Annotated in this window: 16 protein-coding genes; all 16 read left to right on the plus strand. The window is 42.0% G+C overall.

The features are described 5' to 3' along the window. Window positions 1–96: 96 nt before the first annotated feature. The 16 genes from CVV21_02660 (at window position 97) to CVV21_02735 (ending at window position 26,421) form a co-directional block, all read left to right on the plus strand. Window positions 97–1,371, plus strand: a complete 1,275-nt coding sequence (locus CVV21_02660; GenBank protein PKL92677.1) for an MFS transporter — start codon at window positions 97–99, stop codon at window positions 1,369–1,371. Window positions 1,372–1,456: 85 nt separating this feature from the next. After that, window positions 1,457–3,517 carry a hypothetical protein gene (locus tag CVV21_02665; protein PKL92678.1) on the plus strand — a complete coding sequence of 687 codons (2,061 nt, stop codon included), beginning with the start codon at window positions 1,457–1,459 and terminating at the stop codon, window positions 3,515–3,517. 110 nt (window positions 3,518–3,627) lie between these two features. Further along, window positions 3,628–4,509 (plus strand): hypothetical protein, encoded by an 882-nt coding sequence (locus tag CVV21_02670; protein ID PKL92679.1) that lies wholly within the window; start codon window positions 3,628–3,630, stop codon window positions 4,507–4,509. Between the two features lie 106 nt (window positions 4,510–4,615). Continuing rightward, window positions 4,616–5,257, plus strand: coding sequence for a methyltransferase (locus tag CVV21_02675; GenBank protein PKL92680.1), 642 nt, complete (start codon window positions 4,616–4,618; stop codon window positions 5,255–5,257). A 258-nt stretch (window positions 5,258–5,515) separates the two neighbouring features. Beyond that, window positions 5,516–8,299: a pyruvate, phosphate dikinase gene (locus CVV21_02680; GenBank protein ID PKL92681.1), complete on the plus strand. Its 2,784-nt coding sequence runs from the start codon at window positions 5,516–5,518 to the stop codon at window positions 8,297–8,299. A gap of 86 nt (window positions 8,300–8,385) precedes the next feature. Next, complete coding sequence (locus CVV21_02685) at window positions 8,386–9,876, plus strand: hypothetical protein (protein ID PKL92682.1); 1,491 nt, start codon at window positions 8,386–8,388, stop codon at window positions 9,874–9,876. A gap of 18 nt (window positions 9,877–9,894) precedes the next feature. Further along, the gene (locus tag CVV21_02690; protein PKL92683.1) at window positions 9,895–10,188 is read left to right on the plus strand and encodes a hypothetical protein; all 294 of its coding nucleotides are present in this window, start codon (window positions 9,895–9,897) and stop codon (window positions 10,186–10,188) included. Between the two features lie 220 nt (window positions 10,189–10,408). After that, a complete protein-coding gene (locus CVV21_02695) occupies window positions 10,409–11,407 on the plus strand; it encodes a hypothetical protein (GenBank protein PKL92684.1) in 999 nt (332 codons plus the stop codon). Window positions 11,408–11,424: 17 nt separating this feature from the next. Further along, window positions 11,425–12,855 (plus strand): hypothetical protein, encoded by a 1,431-nt coding sequence (locus CVV21_02700; GenBank protein PKL92685.1) that lies wholly within the window; start codon window positions 11,425–11,427, stop codon window positions 12,853–12,855. Window positions 12,856–12,869: 14 nt separating this feature from the next. Next, window positions 12,870–13,421: a hypothetical protein gene (locus tag CVV21_02705; protein ID PKL92686.1), complete on the plus strand. Its 552-nt coding sequence runs from the start codon at window positions 12,870–12,872 to the stop codon at window positions 13,419–13,421. Then, window positions 13,412–13,765, plus strand: coding sequence for a hypothetical protein (locus CVV21_02710; protein PKL92687.1), 354 nt, complete (start codon window positions 13,412–13,414; stop codon window positions 13,763–13,765). Before CVV21_02705 ends, CVV21_02710 begins: the two co-directional genes overlap by 10 nt. A 17-nt stretch (window positions 13,766–13,782) precedes the next feature. Further along, window positions 13,783–14,427: a hypothetical protein gene (locus tag CVV21_02715; GenBank protein ID PKL92688.1), complete on the plus strand. Its 645-nt coding sequence runs from the start codon at window positions 13,783–13,785 to the stop codon at window positions 14,425–14,427. Window positions 14,428–14,674: 247 nt separating this feature from the next. Further along, a complete protein-coding gene (locus tag CVV21_02720) occupies window positions 14,675–14,944 on the plus strand; it encodes an iron-only hydrogenase system regulator (protein PKL92689.1) in 270 nt (89 codons plus the stop codon). 36 nt (window positions 14,945–14,980) lie between these two features. After that, the gene (locus tag CVV21_02725; GenBank protein ID PKL92690.1) at window positions 14,981–16,402 is read left to right on the plus strand and encodes a [FeFe] hydrogenase H-cluster radical SAM maturase HydG; all 1,422 of its coding nucleotides are present in this window, start codon (window positions 14,981–14,983) and stop codon (window positions 16,400–16,402) included. Between the two features lie 5 nt (window positions 16,403–16,407). After that, complete coding sequence (locus tag CVV21_02730; protein ID PKL92691.1) at window positions 16,408–17,442, plus strand: hypothetical protein; 1,035 nt, start codon at window positions 16,408–16,410, stop codon at window positions 17,440–17,442. A gap of 213 nt (window positions 17,443–17,655) precedes the next feature. Further along, window positions 17,656–26,421 (plus strand): cyclic beta 1-2 glucan synthetase, encoded by an 8,766-nt coding sequence (locus tag CVV21_02735; protein ID PKL92692.1) that lies wholly within the window; start codon window positions 17,656–17,658, stop codon window positions 26,419–26,421. Window positions 26,422–26,493 lie beyond the last annotated feature (72 nt).

A 26,493-nucleotide genomic window follows, 5' to 3' on the forward strand; every position in this document is an offset into this window, starting at 1 on the left:
TAATATATTACATAATCCATATAGATACATCCTGTAAGGTGTTCAAATTTGTAATTACCTGTAAAAAAAATCATTATAATTAATCCAAGGAATAATATGAACAGATTAAAGGTAATATTCAGAGCATTCAAATATAGAAATTACCGGTTGTTTTTCGCGGGGCAGGGCTTGTCTGCTTTGGGCGGAATGATGCAGCAGATGGCGCAAAGCTGGCTTGTTTACCGTATTACCGACTCTCCGCTTATGCTTGGTATTGTGGCATTTGCGGGGCAGGTTCCCGCATTTTTGCTTACTCCGGCAGCAGGTATTGTAAGCGACAGGCATGACAGGCGGTTTATAATACTTATTGCGGATATTGCCCAGATGGCAGTTGCTTTTATTTTTGCCGCGCTTGTATTTTCCGGCCTTATCCGCGCGTGGCACATAGTAATTTTAAGCATTGCGGCAGGGTCTGCAGCGGCTTTTGAAATGACCACAAGGCACTCTTTTGTCCCGCAGATGGTGGAAGATAAGAACGACCTTGGGAACGCCATTGCCCTTAATTCTGTTATGTTTAATTCGGCGCGCCTGCTTGGCCCCGCGCTTGCGGGTGTGGTTGTGGCATTTGCCGGCGAAGGTATCTGTTTTTTGATAAATGGAATAAGTTTTATGGCGGTAATATCCGCCCTTTTAATGATGAATATTAAAAAACATGTATATACCCGGCACAAAAGCCCCTTGAAAGAACTTAAAGAAGGTTTTAAATATGTTACTGAATCTGTACCGCTTAAAAGTATAATTATCCTTATGGCTTTTGTAAGCCTTTTTGGTTCCGGTGTTACAATATTGCTTCCTGTTTTTGCGCGCGACATACTTCACGGAGATTCAATGACTTACGGTTTTTTAACGGGGGCGGTTGGATTAGGCGCCCTGTTGGGCGCTTTAAGCATGGCTGTTAAAAAGACCTTAAGGGGGTTAGCCGCCCTTATGGCGTCGGCTGCCGCGCTTTTTGGAGCCGGCCTTATTGCGGCGTCATTTTCCGGAAACTTATATATCGCGATGGCGCTGCTTATGTTTGTGGGCGCCGGCACAATGCTGCATATGGCCGCTTCAAATACAATCATTCAGACCGTGGCGGATGACGATAAACGCGGCAGGGTGATAAGTTTTTATATCCTTTCTTTTTCGGGATTTATGCCTCTTGGAAGTTTAATTTCGGGCTGGGCCGCGAAAATATTCGGAGTAAGGCATGTAATTGCCGCGGGCGGGGTTTTGACGCTTATTGCGGCTGGTATTTTTGTATTTTTTTTGCCGCGGATACGCAGCCATCTTAGGTCAGTATATATTAAGAAAGGCATAATTCCTGCTGAAACGGTGGTAGAAATAAAATAAGGCATTTAAAATTGACTTATTTTACCCGCGGGGTTAAAATAAATTTATAAGATTATTTAAGGGGTAAAAGTATTCAGGAGGGTTTATGTTTGAACTGTTAAAAAAAAGGGCGAATAAGACTTTTTATAATAGTTCAAAAAATGAAAAACTTAACGGCGAAGAGACACTTCTTTTAAGTCAATTCCGCGGCGATATCTGGAAAATGTCAAATAATTATCATCTATCCGAAGAACAGCTTACAGAAGAGCTTATTTCAAAAATAGGCGGTTTTTTTGATGCTGAAAGGTGTGTTTTCAGCAGGATAAAAGGAAACAATATTTATGCACAGACAGAATGGAAGAACAACAGGGTTAAAGGTGTTTCCGCGGGGCTTTCGGTTCCGCTGGACCTTATAGAAAAACTTAAAGCTGATCAACAGCGCACAGTCACTCTTGAAGAAATGATGGACGCGATAAGCGGCGCCAAAACGGACTTTCTTAAGCCTGTTATCCACGCCATGGTTGCCGCTATCGGAGATGCGCCTTCTTTGTCAACGCCGGTAAAGGTTAATGGAAGCCTTATGGGGTTTATAACAATGCGTTTCTTTAATTCGAAAATTGAGATGTACACAAAAAATGTAAAGGACGTTATAACTGACGCGGCAAATATCATAGCCCTTACCATAGAACGCAGGCGGTCGGAAGAGATGTTCAGGGCGTCCTTTGATTTAAACCCTGACGCCATGATTTTTGTAAACGTTTCTGACGGAAAAATTTTTGATGTGAATGAAGGTTTTATCCGTGCCAGCGGTTTTTCAAGAGAAGAAGCAACAGGAAAAACCACGACAGAACTGAAGTTATGGTACAGCGAAGACGAAAGGCAGGAAATTGTTATGCTTTTAAAAAAAGATGGAATTGTCAAGAATAAGGAGATAAAATTCAGAAGAAAAGATGGATGTGTCATTACCTGTTTATATTCGTCCAGGTTGATTAATCTTAACGGAGCGGCAAGAGTATTTACCTCAATTAAGGATATTTCTGACAGGAAAGAAATGGAAATGAAGCTTGCCGCAAGCGAGGAAAAGTTCAGGGTGGCATTTAATACAAGCCCTGATTCAATCAATTTAAACAGATTAAGTGACGGGATATTTGTTGAAGTTAATGAAGGGTTTTCCAGAGTTATGGGTTTTTCAAAAGATGACGTGAATGGAAAGACCTCCGCTGAAATAAAAATATGGGTTGATGCTGCTGACAGGGCAAAACTTATTTCCGGGCTGGAAAAATACGGTTTTTTTGATAATCTGGAAGCAAAATTCAGGTGTAAAGACGGAAGCGTTAAGACAGGCCTGATGTCCGCAAGTATAATTACTATATACGGTGAACCTCATATATTGTCGGTTACAAAAGATATTACGGAAAGAAAAAATATGGAACAAAACTTAATGAATACTACGGAGAAATTAATAAATACAATAGATACGCTTGAAAAGACAAATGAAGAACTTGAACGGTTTGCCTATGTGGCATCTCATGACATGCAGGAACCCTTAAGGATGATGTCAAGTTACGCGCAGCTTATGGAAAGAAAGTATAAGGGCAGGCTTGACGGTGACGCGGATGATTATCTTGGATACATTATATCCGGAGCCTTCAGGATGAGCGCTCTTATTAAAGACATGCTGGAATTCTCCCGTATCGGGAGTAAAGGCAGAAACTTAGAAAGTGTTGACATCAATACGCTGCTAAAACAGGTCACTGATGCTCTTCAACTGCAGGCAGACGGCGTTAACGCCGTAATTACTGCCGGACAAATGCCGGAATTAAAATGCGATCAGATGCAGATTTTTCAGGTTTTTCAGAACCTGCTTACAAACGCGCTTAAATTTGTAAAGAAAGGGCAAATACCACAAATTAATATTACTGCCGAACATAAGGGTAAAGAATGGATTTTCTGCGTGAAAGATAACGGGATCGGCATATCACCGCAGTATTTTAACAAAATTTTTGTAGTGTTTGAAAGGCTGCATTCAAAGGATGAATACGAAGGCACTGGTATAGGCCTTTCTATCTGTAAAAAAATAGTGGAACATCACGGGGGCAGAATCTGGGTGGAATCTGAACCGGGTAAAGGGGCGTCTTTCTTTTTTGTACTTCCCGAATCGGATTAAAAATCTGCTGCTAAACAGCAGGTGTATCTTGTTTAAACAGTAACAACTGCCTGCTTGTATTATTTCTCGTATTTCGGTATATTATTAATTAAGGATGAAAAGAGGGGAATATGAAAAAGAAAACGGGCACGAAGGTAAAATTAAAAGCGGCATTTAATTCAATTGCCTTTATCAGCGGCAGGATGGGTTCTGTTTTTAATTCAACTGTGGCAAAAGGCATTGAAAATCATGTTGCACTGCTGGGCGGCGGCAAGAAAACAATCCTTTATCACCTGCCAAGGGACGGTTCGGCAGAAGCCTGCAGCGCGGAAATTAATGATGTTATAAAACAAGGCGAGGCTGACGGTTTAATCTGCCTTAGTTTTACCCCGACGGAAAGCGCCGTGCAGAAAATCATAAAAAGCGGAATGCCCGCGGTATTTGTTGAAAGAAAAATAAAAGGGCTTCATTCCGTGAAAGTGGATAATTATAAAGGGGGATACACAGCGGGTGAATATCTTGCAAGAAAGGGTTATAAGAAAACCGGTTTAATAATTGACCCGCAGTGCGCGGATGAAAAATCCGCTTCTTATGAAAGGCTTTTGGGTTTTAATAAAGCGCTTGATTTTTATGGCATAAAACAGTTAAAAGGCGCAAGCGTTATGGCAGCCAGGCATAGCATAGAGTGCGGCAGGGATGTTTTTGAAGAGTTTGAAGATAAAATAAAAGGGATTGATTCTGTATTTTCTGTGGCCGGCGACCTTGTAGCGATAGGTTTTATGATGGAAGCAAAGGCCGGCGGGATGAAGTTTCCTGAAGATATAGCAATAATGGGTTATGACGGGATTGAAGCGGCTAAAGCGGTTTTCCCGGTTCTTACCACAATTAAGCAGCCCATTGAAAGAATGGGAATGGAAGCGGTGGAAATTATTAATGGCTGTTTAAAAGGCTTAATTGACGGGGAAAAGCACCTTGGTATTGACACGGAATTATCTGAAGGCGGCACTGTTTAAGAATTCAGATTCATTATTAAAAACGCTAGAGTGCCCGGCGTATTAAAAAAGTATTTGCTGATTTTTAAATATTCATTTTAAACCTAAAATAATAACATGGGGATTTATGGCAGAAAAAATAATTGAATGCAGGCTGTGCGGTGAAAATGCCTGTTTTTTTACATCTTACAGGCATGCGGATTTTTATAAGTGTTCTGTATGCGGTTCTGTCATGACGCATGAAAACGCATTTATGCCGATTGATAAGGAAAAAAAACGTTATGAAAAGCATAACAACGACATAAATGACAGCGGTTACAGGGCTTTCACGGCGCCTGTTGTAAAGGCTGTTACAGGCAAATACAGTAAAGACAGCGCCGGGCTTGATTTTGGGTCCGGCTCGGGCCCCGTTATTACAACTGTGTTAAAAGAAAAAAATTATAACATTGAAACTTACGATATATTTTTTGATAACGATTTAAAGAAACTTGAACATAAATACGATTATATTGTGTGCTGCGAGACGGCGGAGCATTTTAAAAAACCGGCAGCGGAATTTGCCCTTCTTTTTGGGCTGTTAAAACCGGGCGGCGCTGTTTTTTTAATGACAGAGATGTATGAAGATACTTTAAATTTTAGTCAATGGCACTATAAAAATGACGCTACGCATGTGTTTTTTTACACGCGAAAAGCTTTTGAGGTAATAAAGAAAAAATTTGGTTTTGCTGAAGTTATATTTGACGGCCGCCTGATAACGCTGCTGAAATAAAACACGCCTTTTTTTATGAAATAATTAAGACCGATACGGCTATTGGTAATTTTTAGCTCGCGGCCGCCCGAATAAGGAAATTTACGCAGCAACAGTCAGAAAACGCCGTTTTTATGGTAAAAACAGTTAAAAATACATTCTAAAACTATTGAAACAAAAAACCCGTTGTGATATGATTATACCGTTTTGTATTACACAATTACATTACCTGATTAAGCTTTTTCAAGCGTTTCAGGAAATCAAAAGGAGGAAGTAGAAATGGCCAAAGCGAAGAAATCTGCAGCAAAGAAGCCGGCCGGAAAAGCCAAAAAGTATGTTTATTTTTTTGGCAATGGAAAGGCTGACGGCGAAGGGCACCAGAAGGCGTTACTTGGAGGAAAAGGAGCAGGTCTTGCGGAAATGACAAAAGCAGGCGTGCCTGTACCCCCGGGATTCACGGTTACAACAGAAGTCTGCAACCTATATTATGAAGTGGGAAGGAAAATCCCTGAAGCTGTTGAAAAAGAAATGCTTATGCACGTTGACAAACTTGAAAAGTCAACCGGCAAAAAATTTGGCGGGGACAATCCGCTTTTAGTTTCCGTACGTTCAGGCGCAAAGTTTTCCATGCCGGGAATGATGGATACTATTTTAAATCTGGGATTAAATGACAATTCTGTATTATCCCTTATCAAGCAGACAAAGAATGAAAGGTTTGCTTATGACAGCTACAGAAGGTTCATAATGATGTTTTCTGACGTTGCTATGGATGTTCCAAAAAACAAATTCGAGCACTTATTTGAAGAGGCAAAACATAAAAAGAACGTTAAGCTTGACACCGAACTTGACGCGAAAGACTTAAGGGAAATCTGCGAAAGGTTTAAAGAACTTTTCAAGAAAGAAAAAGGAATGGACTTCCCGCAGAATCCGCTTGAACAGCTTAAGCTTGCAAGGAACGCGGTTTTTAATTCCTGGATGAATGACAGGGCGATATATTACAGAAAGCAGAATGACATTCCTCACGACCTTGGAACAGCTGTTAACATACAGTCCATGGTATTTGGAAACATGGGAAATGATTCAGGAACAGGCGTTGGTTTCACAAGGAACCCCGCAACCGGAGAAAACGTATTCTACGGCGAATACCTTATCAACGCGCAGGGTGAAGACGTGGTTGCAGGCGTAAGGACACCGCAGCCTATTGCTTCGCTTGAAAAAGACATGCCGGAAGTTTACAAACAGTTAAGGCAGATTACTTCAAAACTTGAAAAACATTACAGGGACATTCAGGATTTTGAATTCACAATTGAAAAGGGAAAACTTTTCATGCTTCAGACCCGTTCAGGAAAAAGAACGGCTAAAGCAGCTGTAAGAATAGCGGTAGAAATGGTCGGAGAAAAGCTTATTTCAAAAGAAGAAGCGGTTTTAAGGGTATCCCCGGCATCGCTTGACCAGCTTTTACACCCTGTATTTGACCCCAAAGCGGAACTTCAGGTAATAGCCAAAGGGCTTCCGGCATCACCGGGCGCTGCTACAGGCAAAGCTGTATTTACGGCTAATGAAGCTGTTGAATGGGACGAAAAGGGCGAACACACCATCCTTGTAAGGCAGGAAACATGCCCGGATGACATCCACGGAATGGACGCCGCAAACGGAATTCTGACAGCACGCGGCGGAATGACATCGCACGCTGCGGTTGTAGCGCGCTCTATGGGTAAATGCTGCGTAGCAGGATGCGAAGACATTAAGGTTGACGAACATTCCAAGACCATGACCACAAAGTCAGGCCTTGTAATTAAAGAAGGGGACTGGATTTCAATTGACGGTTCCACAGGAAAAGTTATTAAGGGAAAAGTGCCTACAGTTGAACCTAAACTTGAAGGTGAATTTGGCACGTTTATGAAATGGGCTGACGCATACAGGACATTAACAGTACGCGCCAACGCAGACGTTCCAAGGGACGGAAAAGTAGCAAGGGAATTTGGAGCGGAAGGCATAGGCCTTTGCCGTACTGAACATATGTTCTTTGACGCTGACAGGCTGCCTCACATGCAGGCTATGATTCTTGCAACAGATGAAGCAGGACGCAGAAAAGCGCTTGAAAAGCTTCTTCCTATGCAGCGCAGCGACTTTAAGGGCCTTTTTGAATCTATGGATGGGTACAGCGTAACTGTAAGGCTTCTTGACCCTCCTCTTCACGAATTCCTGCCAAAAAGGGAAGAATTAATGGTTGATATCGCCAAAGCAGAAGCTTCCGGCAAAACCACCATTGAAACAGAAGGATTAAAGAAAGCGCTGGAACTTATCAAGACAAACGGCACAGAGCTTGAAAAAGCAAAAATGCTTCTTTCCCGCGTTGAAGAACTTCATGAATTCAACCCGATGCTTGGACACAGGGGATGCCGTCTTGGAATCACATACCCTGAAATAACAGAAATGCAGGCAACAGCCATATTTGAAGCGGCAGCGGAACTTATCAAAGCCGGCAAAAAGGTTGTCCCTGAAGTAATGGTACCGCTTGTTGGAAATGTAAAGGAATTCAAGGACCAGAAGGTTATCATTGACAACATGGCAAAGAAAGTAATAAAGGAAAAAGGCGTAAAGATGCAGTACATGGTCGGAACAATGATTGAAGTTCCAAGGGCTGCTGTTACAGCTGATAAGATTGCCGCAGAAGCGGAATTCTTCTCATTCGGAACAAACGACCTTACCCAGACAGCGCTTGGCTTCAGCCGCGATGACGCGGGTAAGTTCACCAAAGCTTATATTGACAAGTTTATCTTTGAAAAGGACCCCTTCCAGACTCTTGATCAGGACGGCGTAGGCCTTCTTATGATAGACGCGGTTAACAAAGGAAAAGCCACAAGGCCCGGCATTAAGCTTGGCATCTGCGGCGAACACGGCGGAGACCCGGCATCTGTTGAATTCTGCCACAGAATCGGATTAAACTATGTTTCCTGCTCGCCTTACAGGGTTCCAATTGCAAGGCTTGCGGCTGCACAGGCAGGTATCAATTTTCCTGTTAAGAAAGCTGCGGCAAAGAAAACTGCAAAGAAGAAATAAGATAAATAATATGTAATAGAAAAAGGCGGGGCCGTAAGGCTCCGCCTTTTTTTTTAGTAACGGTTTTATGGTACGCATGGCCTTAAATGCAAATTACGGAGGTAAAGATGTCAAAGGACAGCATTGGTATCAAATTACTGTATTTGAATTCATTCATAGCCGGTCTGGTTACACTTATTATTGAAATTGCCGGTACAAGGATAATGGCGCCTTTTTTTGGAACAACCGTATTTACATGGTCGGCGTTGATTGGAGTCACGCTGTTATCACTGGCGGTGGGGTATTACGCCGGCGGTATTTTTGCCGAAAAAAATAACAGGCAGTGGGCGGTTTTTGCCGCGTCTTTAGCGGCAGGCGCGGTGACTGCAATAATAATGCTGTACAAAGATCCGGTGCTGAAACTTTCTGATTTGATGGGTGCAAAAGCCGGGGTGATTACAGCTTCTATTTTGCTTTTCTCTCCGGCGCTGTTCATACTTGGGGCAATATCGCCATTGTCGGTTAAGTTTGCATCTTCAAAGTTAGGCGCCGGAAAATCAGCCGGTATGATATTTGCGGTGTCCACTGCAGGCAGTTTTTTAGGAGCCATCCTTGCGGGATACTGGCTTATACCGCATTTTGGAATAAGAACTGTATTTATTATCTGTTCGGTATTGCCTGTTTTAACGGGGTTAGCCGGTATAGCGGTATTAAAAACAGATATAAAACCCGGGATTGTAACTTTATGCGCGGTACTTTTGGCAGGGCTGACAGGTTATGCGGTATCCGGAAAAAATTACGGTAAAAATATTAAAGTTGTATATGAAAAAGAGAATCATTTTGGAAGGATTCTTATAATCGATTCGCCGCAAAATATAAGGATTCTTATGGTGGACGGTACAATTCAGATGTATTATGACCTTAATAAAAAAGAATCAGGGGCAGAATACGTTGATTTACTTGAAAAAGGCGCTGATTTGGCGGGGCAAAAAAATACGGCGCTTGTAATAGGCGCGGGCGCAGGCGCGCTTACCGGAAAACTTGAAAAAAGGGGTATTCATACAGATAACGTTGAAATAGATAAAGATATTGCTTTTGCGGCAAAAGAATATTTTGGCAGCACATCTGAATTTATTATTGAAGACGGCAGAAGATACATACGCCGCTGCGGCAAAACCTATGACATGATATTTTTTGATGTATTTAAGGGGTATTCCATCTGCCCGTACATGGCAACAAAAGAGAGTTTTCAGGAAGCAAAAAATATACTGAATCAGGGCGGCGTTCTGTCGATGAACATAGTGGCCGAAGCTCCGGGGCCGTCAGGTATTCATGGAAACACCGTAAATTTGGTATATTCAACAATGAAAAGTGTCTTTAAAGATGTTAAAATATCGGTGATGACTGAAGGCAATTTTGCCAACTATGTTTTTTACGCGTCGGACAGCGGTATTAATTATGGTGATACTGTTAAACTGCAGGGTAAACATGCTGTTTTAACTGATGACAAAAACAATATGGAAAACATTTATTCATCTGTTATAGAAAAATGGCGCGACAGCAATAAAAAGCTTTTGGGCAGCAGGTTTATGCTGTAAATAATTAAGGAGGGCAAAATGGATATTGAACGCAAAAATACAGGTGATGAAAAACTTACTAAAATAAGAAGCGTTAATGAGGAATTTGAAATAGCGGATACTTTTATTATGATAAGAAGCAGGGATATTGACGCGGCCCCTCTTGGGAAAGTTATGTTTAAAGAGGTAAAAAGTATACTTATTAAACCGGCAGGGACATTATACGACGGGGAAGTTAAATTTGAACTTATTTCGGGAGATGAGCTTAAGTTTGCGGTAAAAAAGTATCAGCAGGAAGATTTTGAATTGTTAAAAAAGCAGATAGGGAAATAATTTTTAAGCGGGAAAAAGCAAAGTTGTTATAGTGAAAAACCATATAAAAGCCTGCCGGGTAAGCGGATAATTGATATTTTCATGGCTCCGCGAAAATTATAAATAATTATTTTGTTAAAATTGACTTTTAATATTTTATAATGTATAAATCAGTCAAGGGGAAATAATCTAAAAACATCTGCTAAAACTCCTTTATTAAAAGTTATAAAAGGGGGCAGTTATGGAGAATGTATCAAAAGAACACATCAATGAAATGGTGACCACTCTGTATGAATCCTGGAAAGGTTCTTTAATCACGGCGGGGCTAAATTCCGGTATTTTCGCGTCTATGAATTATAATAATCCAGTAACTATTGATTTCCTGGCTGAAAAAATGAACTATGACAGGGAAAAACTTGATAAATGGTTTTATTTTTGTTCAAGCGCCGGGCTTGTAAGCAGAATGGATGGCGGATATATTTTATCGCCTAAATGTCATACTTTTATGCCGGATTCCCCGTTTAAGGATATTGTAGGATTTATGAGGTTAAATGACTTCTTCATGCGGTCAGTTGTTGAAGCGCAGCACAGTTTTAAAAAGGGAAACAGCCTTGATAAACTGACTGAGGGCAAAATAACAAGGAATTATCAGCCAAGCGTCAGCGATAATTTATCACTTGAATTAATTGAGTATTTTAAGCAGTATAATATGGGCGGCGATGACACAGTGCTTGATGTGGGGTGCGGGATTGGGGCCTTTGCGAGGACTGTCCTTAAAAACATACCGACACTTAGAATAACCGGGCTTGATCCAAATCTTTTTGCTATTGAATGGGGGCGCAAAGAAAACAGGGAAAAAGGACTGGGAGAAAAACTTAAGATGGTCGTTGGCGACGCGGTTGATGATATAGGTGAATTTGCGGACAAATCATTTGACTGGGTTATAGCGGTAAACCTTTTTCATTTTTTTCCCGTGCAGCACAGATTAAAACTTATGGAAAATATGATAAGAATAGCAAATAAAGGGGTTTTCTTTACGGAAACAGTAATTGAAAAATCCAAGCTGGCAATTGCGGCAGACCCTTTAATGGCGCTGTTATGGAATGATTATACGGGCTTTTTCAGGGAAGAGGATGTGGATAATATTAACAATAAATTAATTGCAGGGCATCCGGAAGTAAAAGCGGTAAAACATCTGATTCTTCAGAATTCCACGTATCTTATGACATTTATTAAATAACATAAAAGGAAGCGTTTATGAAGCAGAGGAAAATTTTGTTTCCGGTTGTGGATAATATTTTAAGCTCCGGAATCAGGCATGGGGATGATATACAAAGAATACGCCTGATCCGCCAGGTGAATGGTTTAAACCTTTTTTTTATATTTATTGCCTCAAGCGTGACGATTATATTTACAATTATCACATCTTCACCTGAACTTAAAATAATTCAGGGTTTAGCCACCATATTATACGCCGCCAGCTTGTACATAAATTCAAAAGGAAACCTTAAACTTGCTTCAAATATGACGATGTATGTATTTGAAGTGCATATTTTTGGAGTGATGCTGCTTACTAATGGATGGAACAGCGCCGCAATAACGCTGATTATACTATATCCGCTTATGGCAGCACTGCTGGAAGTGCCCATAAAACGGCATTTATTCATAGGCCTTGGGCAGGCGGCTGTATTGTTTATAATTTATAGGTTTATCCCGGGGCTGGATGCTTATCTTGTTTATAAAAGTAATATCGGACCGGATGCGGTGTTTGTGTTAAGCCTGATGGCTGTCACTTATACACCAATCATGGCGGCTGTAATAATAACCATAATATTTAAGGAAAATATTCTGGCAAGAAAAAAACAGAAGGAAATGCTTGTGGAAATATCAGATGTTAACAGGCAGCTTGAAATTTACGCGACACAGTTAAAAGATGAAACCCAGAAACTTAAAGCGGAAGTCAGTATTGCGAAAAAGATACAGACAATGGTTCTGCCTTCGTTAGAGGAAATAAAAGAGATAAAAGAACTTGATATTGCCTGCATAATGAGGACGGCGACAGAAGTCGGCGGCGACTATTACGACATTATAAAAATTGACGGAACAATTACAATAGGTATTGGGGATGTAACCGGACACGGGCTGTCAAGCGGGCTGATTATGCTTATGGCGCAGACCGCTGTAAGGACGCTGGCAGAAATGAAGGTGAAGGAACCCAGCCTATATCTGTCTTTGTTGAATAAAATATTATACGCCAATATCAGCAGGATAAAAGAAGACAGAAGCATGACTATGATAATAATTACTTATGTCAATAACAGGTATTATATCTCGGGTCAGCATGAATCTGTGATTATATGCAGGAAAAACGGCGAAATTGAAGTCATTGACACAATGGATAATGGTTTTTATGTGGGAATGACCCTTGATGTACCGGATATATATAAAAACATGGAACTTGTCCTTGAAAAAGACGATGTTATGTTTCTTTATTCTGACGGCGTCACAGAGGCGGAAAACATTAGAAAAGAGCAGTTTGGGATATCCAACCTGTGCGACACATTAAAGAAGTACCATAATTTAACCGCGGAAAAAATTAAAGATAAGTTCATGAAAGATCTGTACAACTTTATGGGAGAGACAGAAATATATGACGATATAACGCTTGTGGTAATAAAACAGAAATAAGGGAGGTATAAAAAATGAAAATTGGAGATTATCTGGAAATTCCGGAAACAAAAAAAGTAATTCTGCTAAAGCTGACGCACGCGGACCTGCTTAAGATATGGAAAAGGTGCGGGTTAACCGCCAATTACGGGGCAAGTTATCTGGCATCATCATGCCCGGAAAAGAAAGATGTTATGAATTCGGTTTCAATGATAATTAATGAACTTCTGGAAAATGCCGCAAAGTATTCGGATGAGGAAATGGGATGTATAGAACTTACAATAACACTTTCCGGAGATTCGGCAATTTTGCAGGTGGATAACATAATTGACGAGCAGAGATATATGATTTTTAAGAAGTTTGCCGACAAAATAGCAAACTGTGATGACGTAAATTCCATGTATATGGAAAAACTGCAGTCTTTCGGTGAAGATGACAGCATGAAATCGGGAATAGGGCTGCTGACAGTATTAAGTTTTTTTAATCCAAAAATGGGTTTTATGTTTCAGCCTCTTAAGGAAGCGAATAAATACAGGGTGTCGGTTCAGGCCGCAATGCCTATAGAGGGGGCGGCATCATGCAGATAAAGGGAGAAGACTATTCAATTGTATTTGATGACAAGCTAAATACCGTTAATTTCAGCGGCTCCCTTCGCCTTGAAAACATGGGGGAATATAAGTCAATAGAGCAGTTTCTTCTTGATGTGCATGAATTGAACCTTCCGTTTTTAAACCTGGATTTTAAAGCGGTTGATTTTCTTAACAGTTCCGGGATTGCAATGCTTTGCAGATTTATTATGGATGTAAAAAAACAGGACAAAATGCCTGTTATTGTCACGGGAAATGACGATATTTTATGGCAAAAGAAGTCATTTGCCAATTTAAAACTGCTCTGGGATAAAGTGGAAGTAAAATTCGGAAGGGCGCAGTAAACAAAAGGGGTAAAATTGTGGGTGATGAGGAAAATATTAAAAAGCCGGATGAATTGCGCGATGAACTGGAAGAGTTAAAAAAAGAGAATGAGGACCTTAAACTGCTTTATGATACTATTGTAAAGCACGCTACGACACTTGAAAACGACCTTGAAAAAAAACTGCGTGAAATTACGGTAATGTCGGTGACCGATTCCCTTACGAATATATTTAACCGCAGGAAATTTACGGACAGCCTTCTTTTTGAAGTGAAAGGCGCTTTAAAAAACAGCACCCCTCTTGCGCTTATCATATTTGACATAGATAATTTTAAGCAGATAAATGATAAATACGGCCATGATTACGGTGATTTTGTCCTTGTGACGTCGGTAAGCATAATAAAAAAAGTGCTTTTGAAAAATTCTATTTTTGCCAGGTGGGGCGGCGATGAATTTACAATTCTGCTGCCGGGAACCAATGCCGCGCAGGCGGTAAAAATAGCGGAAGCGGCGCGGGAAGAACTTCATAATCACTATCTGAATATTCACAGGGAAGTATCGTGCAGTTTTGGCGTGACGGAACTGCTTTCAACTGACAATATTAAAAGTTTCATAGTAAGGGCTGATAACGCGCTGTATGACGCTAAGAATAACGGCCGCAACAGCGTTAAATGTTTTTTATAACAGGATTATAATTACAAGGAAAACAGATGGCTTGACATATCACTAAAATGGTAGTAATCTTATATTGAAATAAAAGATGAATCAAAAGGCTTTTTGCCTGACGGTGAATCTTCGGTTATTAAATTTATTGTGCTGAGTTGAAAGGGTTAAAACCCGACTGCAAAGGCAAGATAATAGTTAATCTTATTTATATTATCCCCGCGCTTTCGGTGCGGGGATTTTTTTTTAGTATAAAAAGGAGGAAGTTATGGAAACCAGAATTGCTGTTGTAAGCATAATTGTTGAAGAAGCAAAGGTGTCAGAGGAACTAAATGCCATAATTCATGAATATAGAAGTTATATTATAGGCCGGATGGGTATTCCATATCAGAAACATAATCTTGCGGTTATAAGTATAGTGATGGATGCGCCAAATGACATTATAAGCGCTTTTTCCGGAAAGGTTGGAATGCTGCCTGATGTGACGGCTAAAACCGCTTATTCAAGGGTGTTAAGTGATACAGAAGTTAAAAAATAAAATAAACGGTTAAATGACCGCGCGGAGGTATTAATTATGTATAACGTAAAATCCAAAGACGCAAACGAATTTATAGATGATGCTGAAGTTCTTGAGTCTGTTGCGCAGGCAAAAATACTTGTTAAGGATAAGAATGCAATTGAAACGATTCTTGAAAAAGCCGAAACCTGCAAAGGGTTAACGCACAGGGAAGCCGCCGTTTTGCTTGAAGTTGACGATGATGAAACCCTTGAAAAAATGTATAAGTCCGCGAAGAAAATAAAAGAAAAAATATACGGCAACAGGATAGTTTTGTTTGCGCCCCTTTATCTTTCAAATTACTGCGTGAATAACTGCAAATATTGCGGCTATAAATGTACCAATAAGATAGACCGGCTTCAGCTGTCACAGCAGCAGCTGCGCGAAGAAATTATAGCGCTTGAAGGAATGGGGCATAAACGGCTGCTTTTGGAAGTGGGAGAGGATGATGAAAAATGCCCGATAGATTATGTGCTTGAATGCATAAAGACAATTTACGCCGAAAAATTTGAAAATGGTTCTATAAGAAGGGTTAATATAGACATTGCAGCCACAACCGCGGAAAATTACAAAAAGTTAAAGGACGCGGGAATAGGCACATACCTGCTTTTTCAGGAAACGTATCATAAGCCCACTTATCTTGCTATGCATAAAGGGCCCAAACAGAATTATGAATGGCACACGGAAGCCATGGACAGGGCAATGATAGAAGGCGGTATAGATGACGCAGGCATAGGCGTGCTTTATGGGCTTTATGACTACCATTACGATACCGTGGCTTTAATAATGCATGCGGAGCATATGGAAGCTGCCGCGGGTGTCGGGCCTCATACAATATCTTTTCCAAGATTATTACCTGCGGAAGGAATTGATTATAAAAGTTTTCCATATCTGGTAAAGGACAGGGATTTTAAAAAATTAGTAGCTGTAACCCGCCTGGCAGTACCTTATACCGGTATGATACTTACCACAAGAGAAAGCGCTGAATTCCGCAAGGAACTTCTGGATGTGGGATTCTCTCAGATGAGTGCGGGTTCAATAGTCGGGGTGGGCGGATACGCAAAGCGCGTTAAGGAAGAGAGCAACAATGAAAAGCCGCAGTTTGATGTTGCTGACCACAGAAAACCTATGGATGTTATAAAGGGGCTTGTAAAAGACGGGTATATTCCAAGCTACTGTACTGCATGCTATCGCGAGGGAAGAACCGGCGACCGTTTTATGCCGCTGGCAAAATCCGGGCAGATTGGAAACTTCTGCCATCCAAACGCGCTTTTGACATTTGAAGAATACCTTAAAGACTACGCGGATGATGAACTTAAGGAAATGGGAAGAAAAATGGTGGACAGGGAAATACAGAACGTGCCGGATAAGACAAGAAGGGAAAAAGCGCTTGCCTATCTTGAACGTATCCGCAAAGGCGAAAGGGATCTGAGATTCTAAAAAACATGAAGAATAATATTAAGCATACGTTATTACTTGCAGTGTTTCTGTTATTGTCAGCCGCTTATCCGGTTTATGCCTCTGATTTGTTCAGCGTGTTACCATGGAACGGATATACAGGCGCGGTTTCGCTGACTTTTGATGACGGAGACCCCATTCATTTGGACCTTGCGATACCCGAAATGCAGAAACGCGGATTAAAAGGAACGTTTTTTCTGATTGCCGGAAATACTTCAAGGCAGGAAGAGTGGAAAAAAGCAGCGCGGGACGGAATGGAAATAGGAAATCATTCAATGAACCACAGGCGGGCAGCGGAACTTTCAGCTGATGATGAAATTACGGAAGTTGACTCTGCCGGAGAAATATTGAAAGAATTATCGGGACAGCCTGTTATTACATTTGCTTATCCGTTTGTTGAAATAACTGACGGGCTTAAGGCAAGAATAGAAAAAAACTGCATTGCCGCAAGGGGCGGATATGGGCAGTATAATTATAATTCTGAATCGCAGCCGGATTGGCTTAATATATCCAGCCGGACAACGATGACGGATTATGATATTGAAAAATATAAAAGCTGGATTGATCAGGCAATGTATTCGGGGGCGTGGACTGTGTTTATGATACACGCGGTGGAAGGGTCTGACTGGTACCAGCCGGTTCCAAAAAAAACATTCCTGGGAATTCTGGATTATCTTAAAGAAAATGAAAAAGACCTTTGGATTGCCCCGTTTGGGGAAGTGGCCGCTTATTGGAAAGCTCAGAAAATTCTTGAAAACGCGAAAGTAATAAAAGTAAATAATAATTACTATTTAAAGTGGAGTAAATCTAAAATTTTTCCATGCGGAGTTATTGTTAAAGTAAAGGTTTATGGCGATAAATTTATTATTTCTCAGGATGGCAGTGAATTAAAACAGATATCACCGGGGGTCTATCCCGTAATGTTTGATAGCGGAAATCTGGAGTTTCGTAGATTAAAAATGTTGAAAAAGACAGGGCGTGTAATAGAACCTGAATCCCTTGTTTTAAACGGCAAAATATAGCGGATAAGATTTATACTAAACGCCATACTTGATTTTATCGGGAAATTTCTGTGTTTTTTGGGTTGTGGGCCGTTTAATAATACTCTTATTTTTAAAGCCTTTTCTGCGGTTTGCTTGATTTGTATTAGTATGTTATAATACTTATAATTTGACCGTTCAACAAATAATCGGCAGGGCAATAATTGTTTTTTTGTTTTAATAAAAGGAGGAGTAATGCGCGGATTTTTTACGGATTTACCCCGAAAAATACAGGAAATTTTTACAATAAATCTGCCGGCAAAAAAAATAATAAATGAACAGCCTCTAAGGGCTGAACTTTTCAGTATGGATCAGTTTGAACTGCATGCCAAATTTCTGGCAGAGAAACATGATGTAAGCCTGAAAAAAACCCGGGAAAAACTCCTTATCCGCCTGAAAGATAATGAACAGATACTGCTGCGTACAAATAAAATGCTTAATGAAGCGGATAAAGCAAAAAATACCATTACTCCTGCCGGAGAATGGATTCTGGATAATTATTACCTTATAGAAGAACAGATACGCCTTGCGCAGAAATTCTTCCCAAAAGTATACAGCCGCGAACTTCCCGGCTTGTCTTCAGGGCCTATGTCCGGTTATCCAAGGGTTTATGATATTGCAATGGAAATAGTATCGCATGGCGACGGCCGTATTGACGTTAAGGGTTTAACCGCGTTTATTTCATCTTATCAGACAATAAAAAAATTGAAACTTGGAGAGTTATGGGCAATTCCCATTATGCTGCGGCTTGCTCTTATAGAAAATCTAAGGCGTGTTTCTGTTTACATGATGGTTACGCAGGTGGACAGGGATAAGGCGGATTACTGGGCAAACAGAATTCTGGAAGTGGCGGTTAAAGATACTGATAATTATATTCACGAGATAGCGGCAATGGCAAAAGATAATCCCCCCATGTCGGACTCTTTTGTGTCGGAATTTGTAAGGCGGCTTCAGGGGCAGAGCGCGAACATTGATCTTCCTTTAAACTGGCTGGAAAAGAAACTGTCAGAGCAGGGCGAAACAGTGGAAAGGCTGATACGATCAACCAGCCGTAAACAGGCGGCTAATCAGGTTTCTATTGCTAATACTATAGAAAGTTTAAGGCTGCTGGAAGGCACCGACTGGCATGAATTTGTTGAAGCGCTAAGCGCTGTTGAAGAGGTTTTAAGAAAAGACCCGTATGGTGTTTACGGCACAATGTCTTTTGAAACCCGAGATGCATACCGTCATGTCATTGAAAAGTTGGCAAACAAGAGCAGGCTTACAGAAGAAGATGTGGCTTTACGGGCTTTGCAGATTGCGTCTCTGGCGGCGGCAGATAATAAGGGTAAAGATGCATCCGCGCATATAGGGTATTATCTTATTGACAAAGGGTTAAAACAGCTTTATAGCGAGCTGAAAATAAGGTTTCCTATAAGCGCGCTTTTACAGGCCAAAAAGACGGCATTGTCAATGTCATTATATACGGGGTCTATTGTATTATTTACATGTATCGGTTTAGCGGCAGGTTTGTTTTTAGCGGGCATATTAGGGCTGCGCGGCTGGCTGAATTACGCTATTCTTTCAATACCCCTTCTTTTTGTCACAAGCCAGACAGTTGTTTCCATTATTAACTGGATATCCACTATTATCGTAAAACCAAATAATCTGCCAAAAATGGATTTTTCTAAAGCAATAACAGCCGGCGCGCATACGCTTGTAGTTGTGCCCACGCTGCTTAATAACAGGCAGGGGATTGAATCGCTTATAGAAAATCTGGAAGTCAGCTACCTTGCGAATAAAGATCCGCAAATAAGTTTTGCACTTCTGACTGATTTTAAAGATGCCCTGCAGGAAAACATGCCGGAAGATGAATCGCTTCTGTCTTTTGTAATCGAAGGGGTAGAAACGTTAAACAACAAATATCCGGGCAAAGACGCTGAAATATTCTATTTTTTTCACAGGAACCGTAAATGGAATCCGCGTGAAAAGTTGTGGATGGCATATGAAAGAAAAAGGGGAAAACTTTCCGAACTTAACATGCTTCTTAGGGGCAATGGCAAAGATAAATTCAGTGTTATAAAAGGTGATGTACAGCACCTGCAGGACGTAAAATATGTAATTACGCTGGATACAGATACAAGAATGCCAAGAGATGCGGTGAAAAACCTGGTGTCTATTATCTGCCATCCGCTTAACAAACCCGTGTATGATGAAGAAAAGAAACGCGTGGTATCCGGATACGGAATTCTTCAGCCAAGGGTGGAAGCCGGCTATCCGGGGGAAAATCCATCCGCTTTTGTGAAAATTTTTGGCGGCGAAACAGGCATTGACCCGTATACAAAAGCCGTTTCAGATGTTTATCAGGACCTGTTTTTTGAAGGTTCATTTATAGGAAAAGGCCTTTATGAAGTCGATGCTTTTGAAAAATGTTTAAAAGACCGGCTGCCGGAAAATCTGATACTTAGCCATGATATGCTTGAAGGGTGTTATGCCCGCTGTGCCCTTGTGACCGAAGTTGAACTGCATGAAAAGTACCCTACGGCATATTTAAAGGATGTCAGCCGCAGGCGCCGCTGGATACGCGGCGACTGGCAGATAACACAATGGCTGTTTTCAACAGTTCCCGGTTTTAACGGTAAAAAAGTAAAAAATCCGCTGTCTTTTTTATCGCAGTGGAAAATACTTGATAACTTAAGGCGCAGCCTTGTTCCTGTCTCTGTTTTTATAATATTTTTATCCGGATGGATAATGTTTAAATCTTCGTGGCCATGGACTATATACATTATACTGCTTTCAGGCCTGCCTATACCGGTAAAATTGATGTATGACGCGGGAAGAAAACCGGAAGGCATAAGCATGGAATCCCATATGTCGGCATTATCTGCTTCGTTAACAAACCGAGGCCTGCAGTTTTTGCTTTCTTTTGTATTTATAGTGTATGAAGCCTATTACAATATCGCAGCCGTGGTTACCACTTTCTGGCGTAAGTTTATCACGCGCAGTAAGCTGCTGGAATGGAATACTTTCGCGGAAACGGAACTTGCGGGAAATATTACCGCGTTTGATTACGTCAGAAAAATGATTGCGGCTCCGTTTGCGGCGTTGTTATGCGCCGCATCGGGATGCGTAAAATCGGACCTGCCTGCGGTTATGATATTGATTTCATGGATGGCTTCTCCTTTAGTTGCTTATATTATAAGCAGGCCGGTTTCATTACGCCGCGACGTACTGTCCGCGTCAAAGAAACTCTTTTTAAGGATGTGCGCAAGAAAAACGTGGAGATTCTTTGAAGAATTTGTGACCGCCCGAGACAATTTTTTGCCGCCGGATAATTTCCAGGAAGAACCATTGGGCATGCCCGCGCGCAGGACTTCTCCCACAAACATTGGGCTGTCTCTTTTGTCCAATCTCACGGCATATGATTTTGGCTACATTTCAATGGCGGTAATGCTTGACAGGACAAAGAAAACACTGGGCACCATGAACGCGATGGAAAAATACAGGGGTCATTTTTACAATTGGTACAGCACAGAGACCTTAAAACCCCTGCTTCCGCTGTATATTTCTTCAGTTGACAGCGGCAATCTTACAGGCAATTTACTTGTTATGCGTTCGGGAATTCTGGAAATGCGCGGGGAAAAGATTATTTCTTTTAAAATAATTGACGGCCTTTTGGATACGCTTAATTTAATCGTGGAAAGTTTTAAGGAGCCGGTAAAAAACACGTCTGCCGCATCCAGGGAAACCGCTGTAAGAATAGAAGCAAGGCTTAAGCGGATGGGTGATAAACTTTTATCTGTGCCTGAAACACTTCCGGAATTGCACATGCTGATACGCCATTTGTCAGCCGAGTGTTCCAAAATGATAATTGACCTTGATTTTATGGGGCTTGTAAAAACCAAGAAATGGGGCATGGCTTTTGAAAAACATTGTTATCACTGCCTTGAAGATATGGTATATATGGCGCCATGGCTGCAGCTTCCTACGGAAATACCGGGCATGTGGGATAAAGATGAAGAAAAGCAGAACGAAATGCGCGCTATTTTACGGGAAGAATTAAGGCATCTTGAAACGATACCTGTTCTTAACGATGCGGCAAGGCTGGAATTAAAACTTATTCCGTTAATAGATAAAATTCTTAACTCTTCTGAATACAGTAATGATGAAAAAACATGGTTTATGGCTCTTAAAGACGCGGTATCACGCGCGGGGACAAGGGCGTATGAACGGATAGCTATAATTGAAGAACTGGCGCTTTCCTGCGGTGAAATGTCAAATGTTGAATATGATTTTCTTTATAATAAGTCCAAACATTTGTTTCATATAGGATATAACGCGGGTGAAAGAAAAACTGATGCTTCGTGCTATGACCTTTTAGCGTCGGAATCTCGCCTGGCAAGTTATATTGCCATTGCTCAGGGAAGCGTTCCTCAGGAACACTGGTTTATGCTTGGAAGGCTGCTGTCAAAACGCGGCGGAGATCCGGTTTTGGTATCGTGGGGCGGTTCTATGTTTGAATACCTGATGCCGCTTCTTATAATGCCGGATTACGAAGGTACGCTTCTTAACAGGACTTATAAAGCCATAGTGGGAAGGCAGATAGACTACGCAAGGCGCAATGAAGTGCCATGGGGCATATCAGAATCAGGATATAATAAAGTTGATGTTACCATGGCTTATCAGTACCGTTCATTTGGCGTGCCGGATTCTGGCTTTAAAAGGGGATTGGCAGAAGACCTTGTAATTGCCCCATACGCGTCTGCAATGGCTTTAATGGTGGAACCGGAAAAAGCATGTGAAAATCTGGAACTTTTGAAAGATAACGGATTTGAAGGGGATTATGGTTTCTATGAAGCCATAGATTACACGCCGGCGCGCCTTGCCACGGATGAAAATTACTCGGTGGTAAAATCATATATGGCGCATCATCATGGTATGTCGTTTTTATCTTTCGCTTATGTCCTTTTAAACAGGCCTATGCAAAGGCGTTTTTTGGCTGATCCAATGTTTAAGGCCACAGAACTTCTGCTGCAGGAAAGGGTTCCTGTGGATGTGCCTTTTCTTTATGACACAGAAGTCACAGGGCCGCTTAGGCAGGTGGAAGAAAGGGAAGCTTTACTGCGTGTATTTACAAATCCGGATACTCCTACGCCGGAAATACACCTTTTATCAAACGGAAAATACAGCGTTATGGTTACAAACGCCGGCGCCGGGTACAGCAGATGGAAAAATATCGCGGTAACCAGATGGCGTGAAGACGCGGCTTTGGATAATGAAGGCACATTTGTGTACTTAAGGGATGTTAAGACCGGGGATTTTTGGTCTGCCGCGCACCAGCCGACACTGAAAAAATCAAAAAATTACGAAGCGGTTTTTTCGCAATCACGCGCGGAATTTAAAAGGCGTGATTTTAATATTGACACGCATACAGAGATAGTTGTGTCGCCGGAAGATGACGTGGAATTACGCAGAATCAACATAACCAACAGGTCGCGCGATAAACGCCGGATAGAGTTTACCAGCTACGCGGAAGCGGTGCTTAATTATCCTGAAGCGGATCAGGCACACAGCGCTTTCAGCAATCTCTTTATACAAACGGAAGTTATTAAACCTTATCAGGCTATAATCTGCGGCAGAAGGCCGCGTTCTGAAAATGAAGCGTATCCTTTTATACTTCATCTTATGGCTGTTCATGGCAATTCAACAACGCCCGCTTCATACGAAACTGACCGAAGTAAATTTATAGGGCGCTGCGGTACGACGGCAGACCCCGCGGCAATGCACGATAAGGGAGTCCTATCGGGTACTCAAGGGGCGGTAATTGACCCTGTGCTAAGCATACGAGGCTGTGTGGAACTTGATTCCCAGGAATCGGCTGTGATTGATTATGTTACGGCAGTATGCGGCAGTATGGAAGACGCAAAAAAACTGATTGAAAAATACAGGGACCGTAACCTTGCGGACAGGGTTTTTAATCTGTCCTGGACACACGGGCAGGTGGCGCTGCAGCAGATAAACGCGACAGAAGCGGAAGCGCAGCTTTATGGGCGCCTTGCCGGCGCTATTGTATATGCCAATCCGGCGTGGCGCGCGGCCGCAAGTGTACTTAAAAAGAACCTTAGGGGGCAGCCGGATTTATGGGGGTACAGTATTTCAGGCGACCTGCCTATAGTTCTGGTGCGCGTGGAAGACCCGGAAAATCTTGATATAATCGACCGGCTTATTCAGGCGCATTCATATTGGCGTATGAAAGGTTTAAGGGTGGATCTTATTATATGGAACGAGGATCATTCAGTCTATAGGGATGATATGAGCGAGAAGATAAACAGCCTTATATCCAAGAACGGTCCGGGCATGTCAAACCAGCCCGGAGGAATATTTTTAAGGCGCGCCGATCAGATGTCCGAAGAGGACAAAATACTTATGCAGGCCGTGGCGCGGATAATAATTACAGACAGGGGCGGAACACTGGCTGAACAGATAGAACGCATGTCGCACATAAGGCCGCAGCGGCCGCAGTTAAACGTAACTAAAAGGTTTGGTATTGAAAAAGAAGATGAAGGTATCAGCGAGCGTAAAGACCTTGAATATTTTAACGGACTGGGCGGGTTTACCCGCGACGGCAGAGAGTATGTCATTAATACAGCGCCCGGCAGAAGAACGCCGGCGCCATGGGCAAATGTGCTGGCAAATAAAAACTTTGGAACGGTAATATCAGAAAGCGGAAGCGCCTATACCTGGAGCGAGAATGCACACGAGTTCCGCCTGACCCCATGGAAAAATGACCCTGTTACCGATACCTGCGGAGAAGCAATGTACATCAGGGATGAGGAATCCGGGCGTTTTTGGTCGCCTACACCGCTTCCCGCGTCGGGAAAAACAGGATATGTATCGCGCCATGGTTTTGGTTACAGTGTTTTCGAACATAGAGAAAACGGGATAGAATCGGAACTGACTGTTTTTGTCTCTCTTGAACATCCTGTAAAGTTTTCTGTTTTAAAAATAAAAAATCATTCCGGGCGCAGGCGCAGTTTGTCAGCCACATCATACAATGAACTGGTAATGGGCACGCACAGGGATAAATATCACATGCATATTATTACAGAGGTTGACCCTAAAAGCGGCGCTATGCTTGCGTACAACCATTACAATAAGGAATTTCCGGACAGGGTTGTATTTCTTGATACAAGCGAGACCGCCCGTTTTGTAACAGGAGACAGGCACGAGTTTTTGGGAAGAAACGGGTCTATGGGTTCGCCGGCTGCAATGTATAAAGACAGGCTGTCGGGTAAAACCGGCGCGGGATATGACCCCTGTGTAAGCGCGCAGGTTAAATTTGAATTAAATGATAATGAAGAAAAGGAAATAGTATTTCTATTTGGTTCAGGCAAAAGCCCTGACGAGGCGCGTGAAATACTTCAGAGCTATAACGGTTCAGCATTGGTGCATAAAGAACTTGAAAATGTATGGGAACACTGGAAAAGAAGCCTTGGCGTAATTTATGTTGAAACACCGGATAATTCCGTTAATTTTCTTGTGAACGGCTGGCTTCAGTATCAGGTAATAAGCTGCCGTTTGTGGGGGCGCAGCGGTTATTATCAGTCAGGCGGCGCTTATGGTTTCAGGGATCAGCTGCAGGATGTTATGGCGCTTATGCATTCTCATCCGGAAATGATAAGGGAACAGCTGCTTACTTTTGCCTCTCATCAGTTTACAGAAGGTGATGTTCAGCACTGGTGGCATCCGCCGTCAGGAAGGGGCGTCAGAACAAAGTGTTCTGATGACTATTTATGGCTGCCTTTGGTTGCTTCTGTATATGTTATGGAAATCGGAGATACGGGAGTATTAAATGAAAAAGTGCGTTTTCTGTATGGGCCGCAGGTAAATCCCGATGACGAGTCATATTACGGCATGCCGGGGATATCAGAAAACCGGGGAACTCTTTATGAACATTGTGTTGCGGCAGTCAGGCACGCTTTAAGATACGGAATACACGGGCTTCCGCTTATTGGCAGCGGAGACTGGAATGATGGCATGAATCTGGTTGGTAAAGACGGAAAAGGCGAAAGTGTCTGGCTGGCATTCTTTCTGCATAAGGTACTTATGTCTATGTCGCAAATGGCAAAGCAGCACGGGGATGAAACTTTTTCCGATGAATGCCTTGAAGAAGCCGCAAAGCTTTCTAAAAATATAGATAAAAACGCGTGGGATGGAAAGTGGTATCTGCGGGCTTATTTTGACAATGGAGAGCCGCTGGGTTCTTCGTTAAATACAGAGTGCCGTATAGATTCTATTCCGCAGTCATGGGCCGTTATTTCCGGTGCGGCAGATCCGGCAAGGGCAAAAGAAGCAATGGACAGCGTGGATAAACTGCTTGTTGACAGGCAGGGCATGCTGATAAAACTTTTTACCCCGCCTTTTGATAAAACTTTAAATAATCCGGGGTATATAAAAGGCTATGTGCCGGGCGTAAGGGAAAATGGGGGGCAGTATACACACGCTGCTGTGTGGTCTGTAATGGCATTTGCCGCGTTAAAAGACAGATCACGGGCGTGGGAACTGTTGAATTTAATAAACCCCATCAGGCACAGCGATACGGCAGAAAAATCCGCCTTATATAAGGTGGAACCATTTGTTATGGCCGCTGATGTGTACGGTGTTGAATCTAACACGGGCCGCGGCGGCTGGACCTGGTACACGGGTTCTGCTTCGTGGATGTATCAGCTTATTGTCAAGAATCTGCTGGGAATTCAGCTTAAAGTTGACCGGTTATATTTTGAACCGTGCCTTCCGAAAGACTGGCAGTCATTTAAGGTTCATTACCGTTTCCGGGAAACTTTTTATCACATATCACTGCAAAGGTCGGGGGCAGAAGATAAAGTAATATCGGTAACTGTTGACGGCAACGCGCATCAGGATTTATCCATCCCGCTTGTTGATGACAGAATAGAACATACGGTGGAAGTGGTAATAGGGTGAACTTAGTTACAAGTTACAAGTTACAAGTTACAAGTTACAAGTTACAAGTTACAAGTGGCAAGTTACAAGTTA

The organism is Candidatus Goldiibacteriota bacterium HGW-Goldbacteria-1 (assembly GCA_002839855.1).
Taxonomy (GTDB): Bacteria; Oederibacteriota; PGYV01; order PGYV01; family PGYV01; genus PGYV01.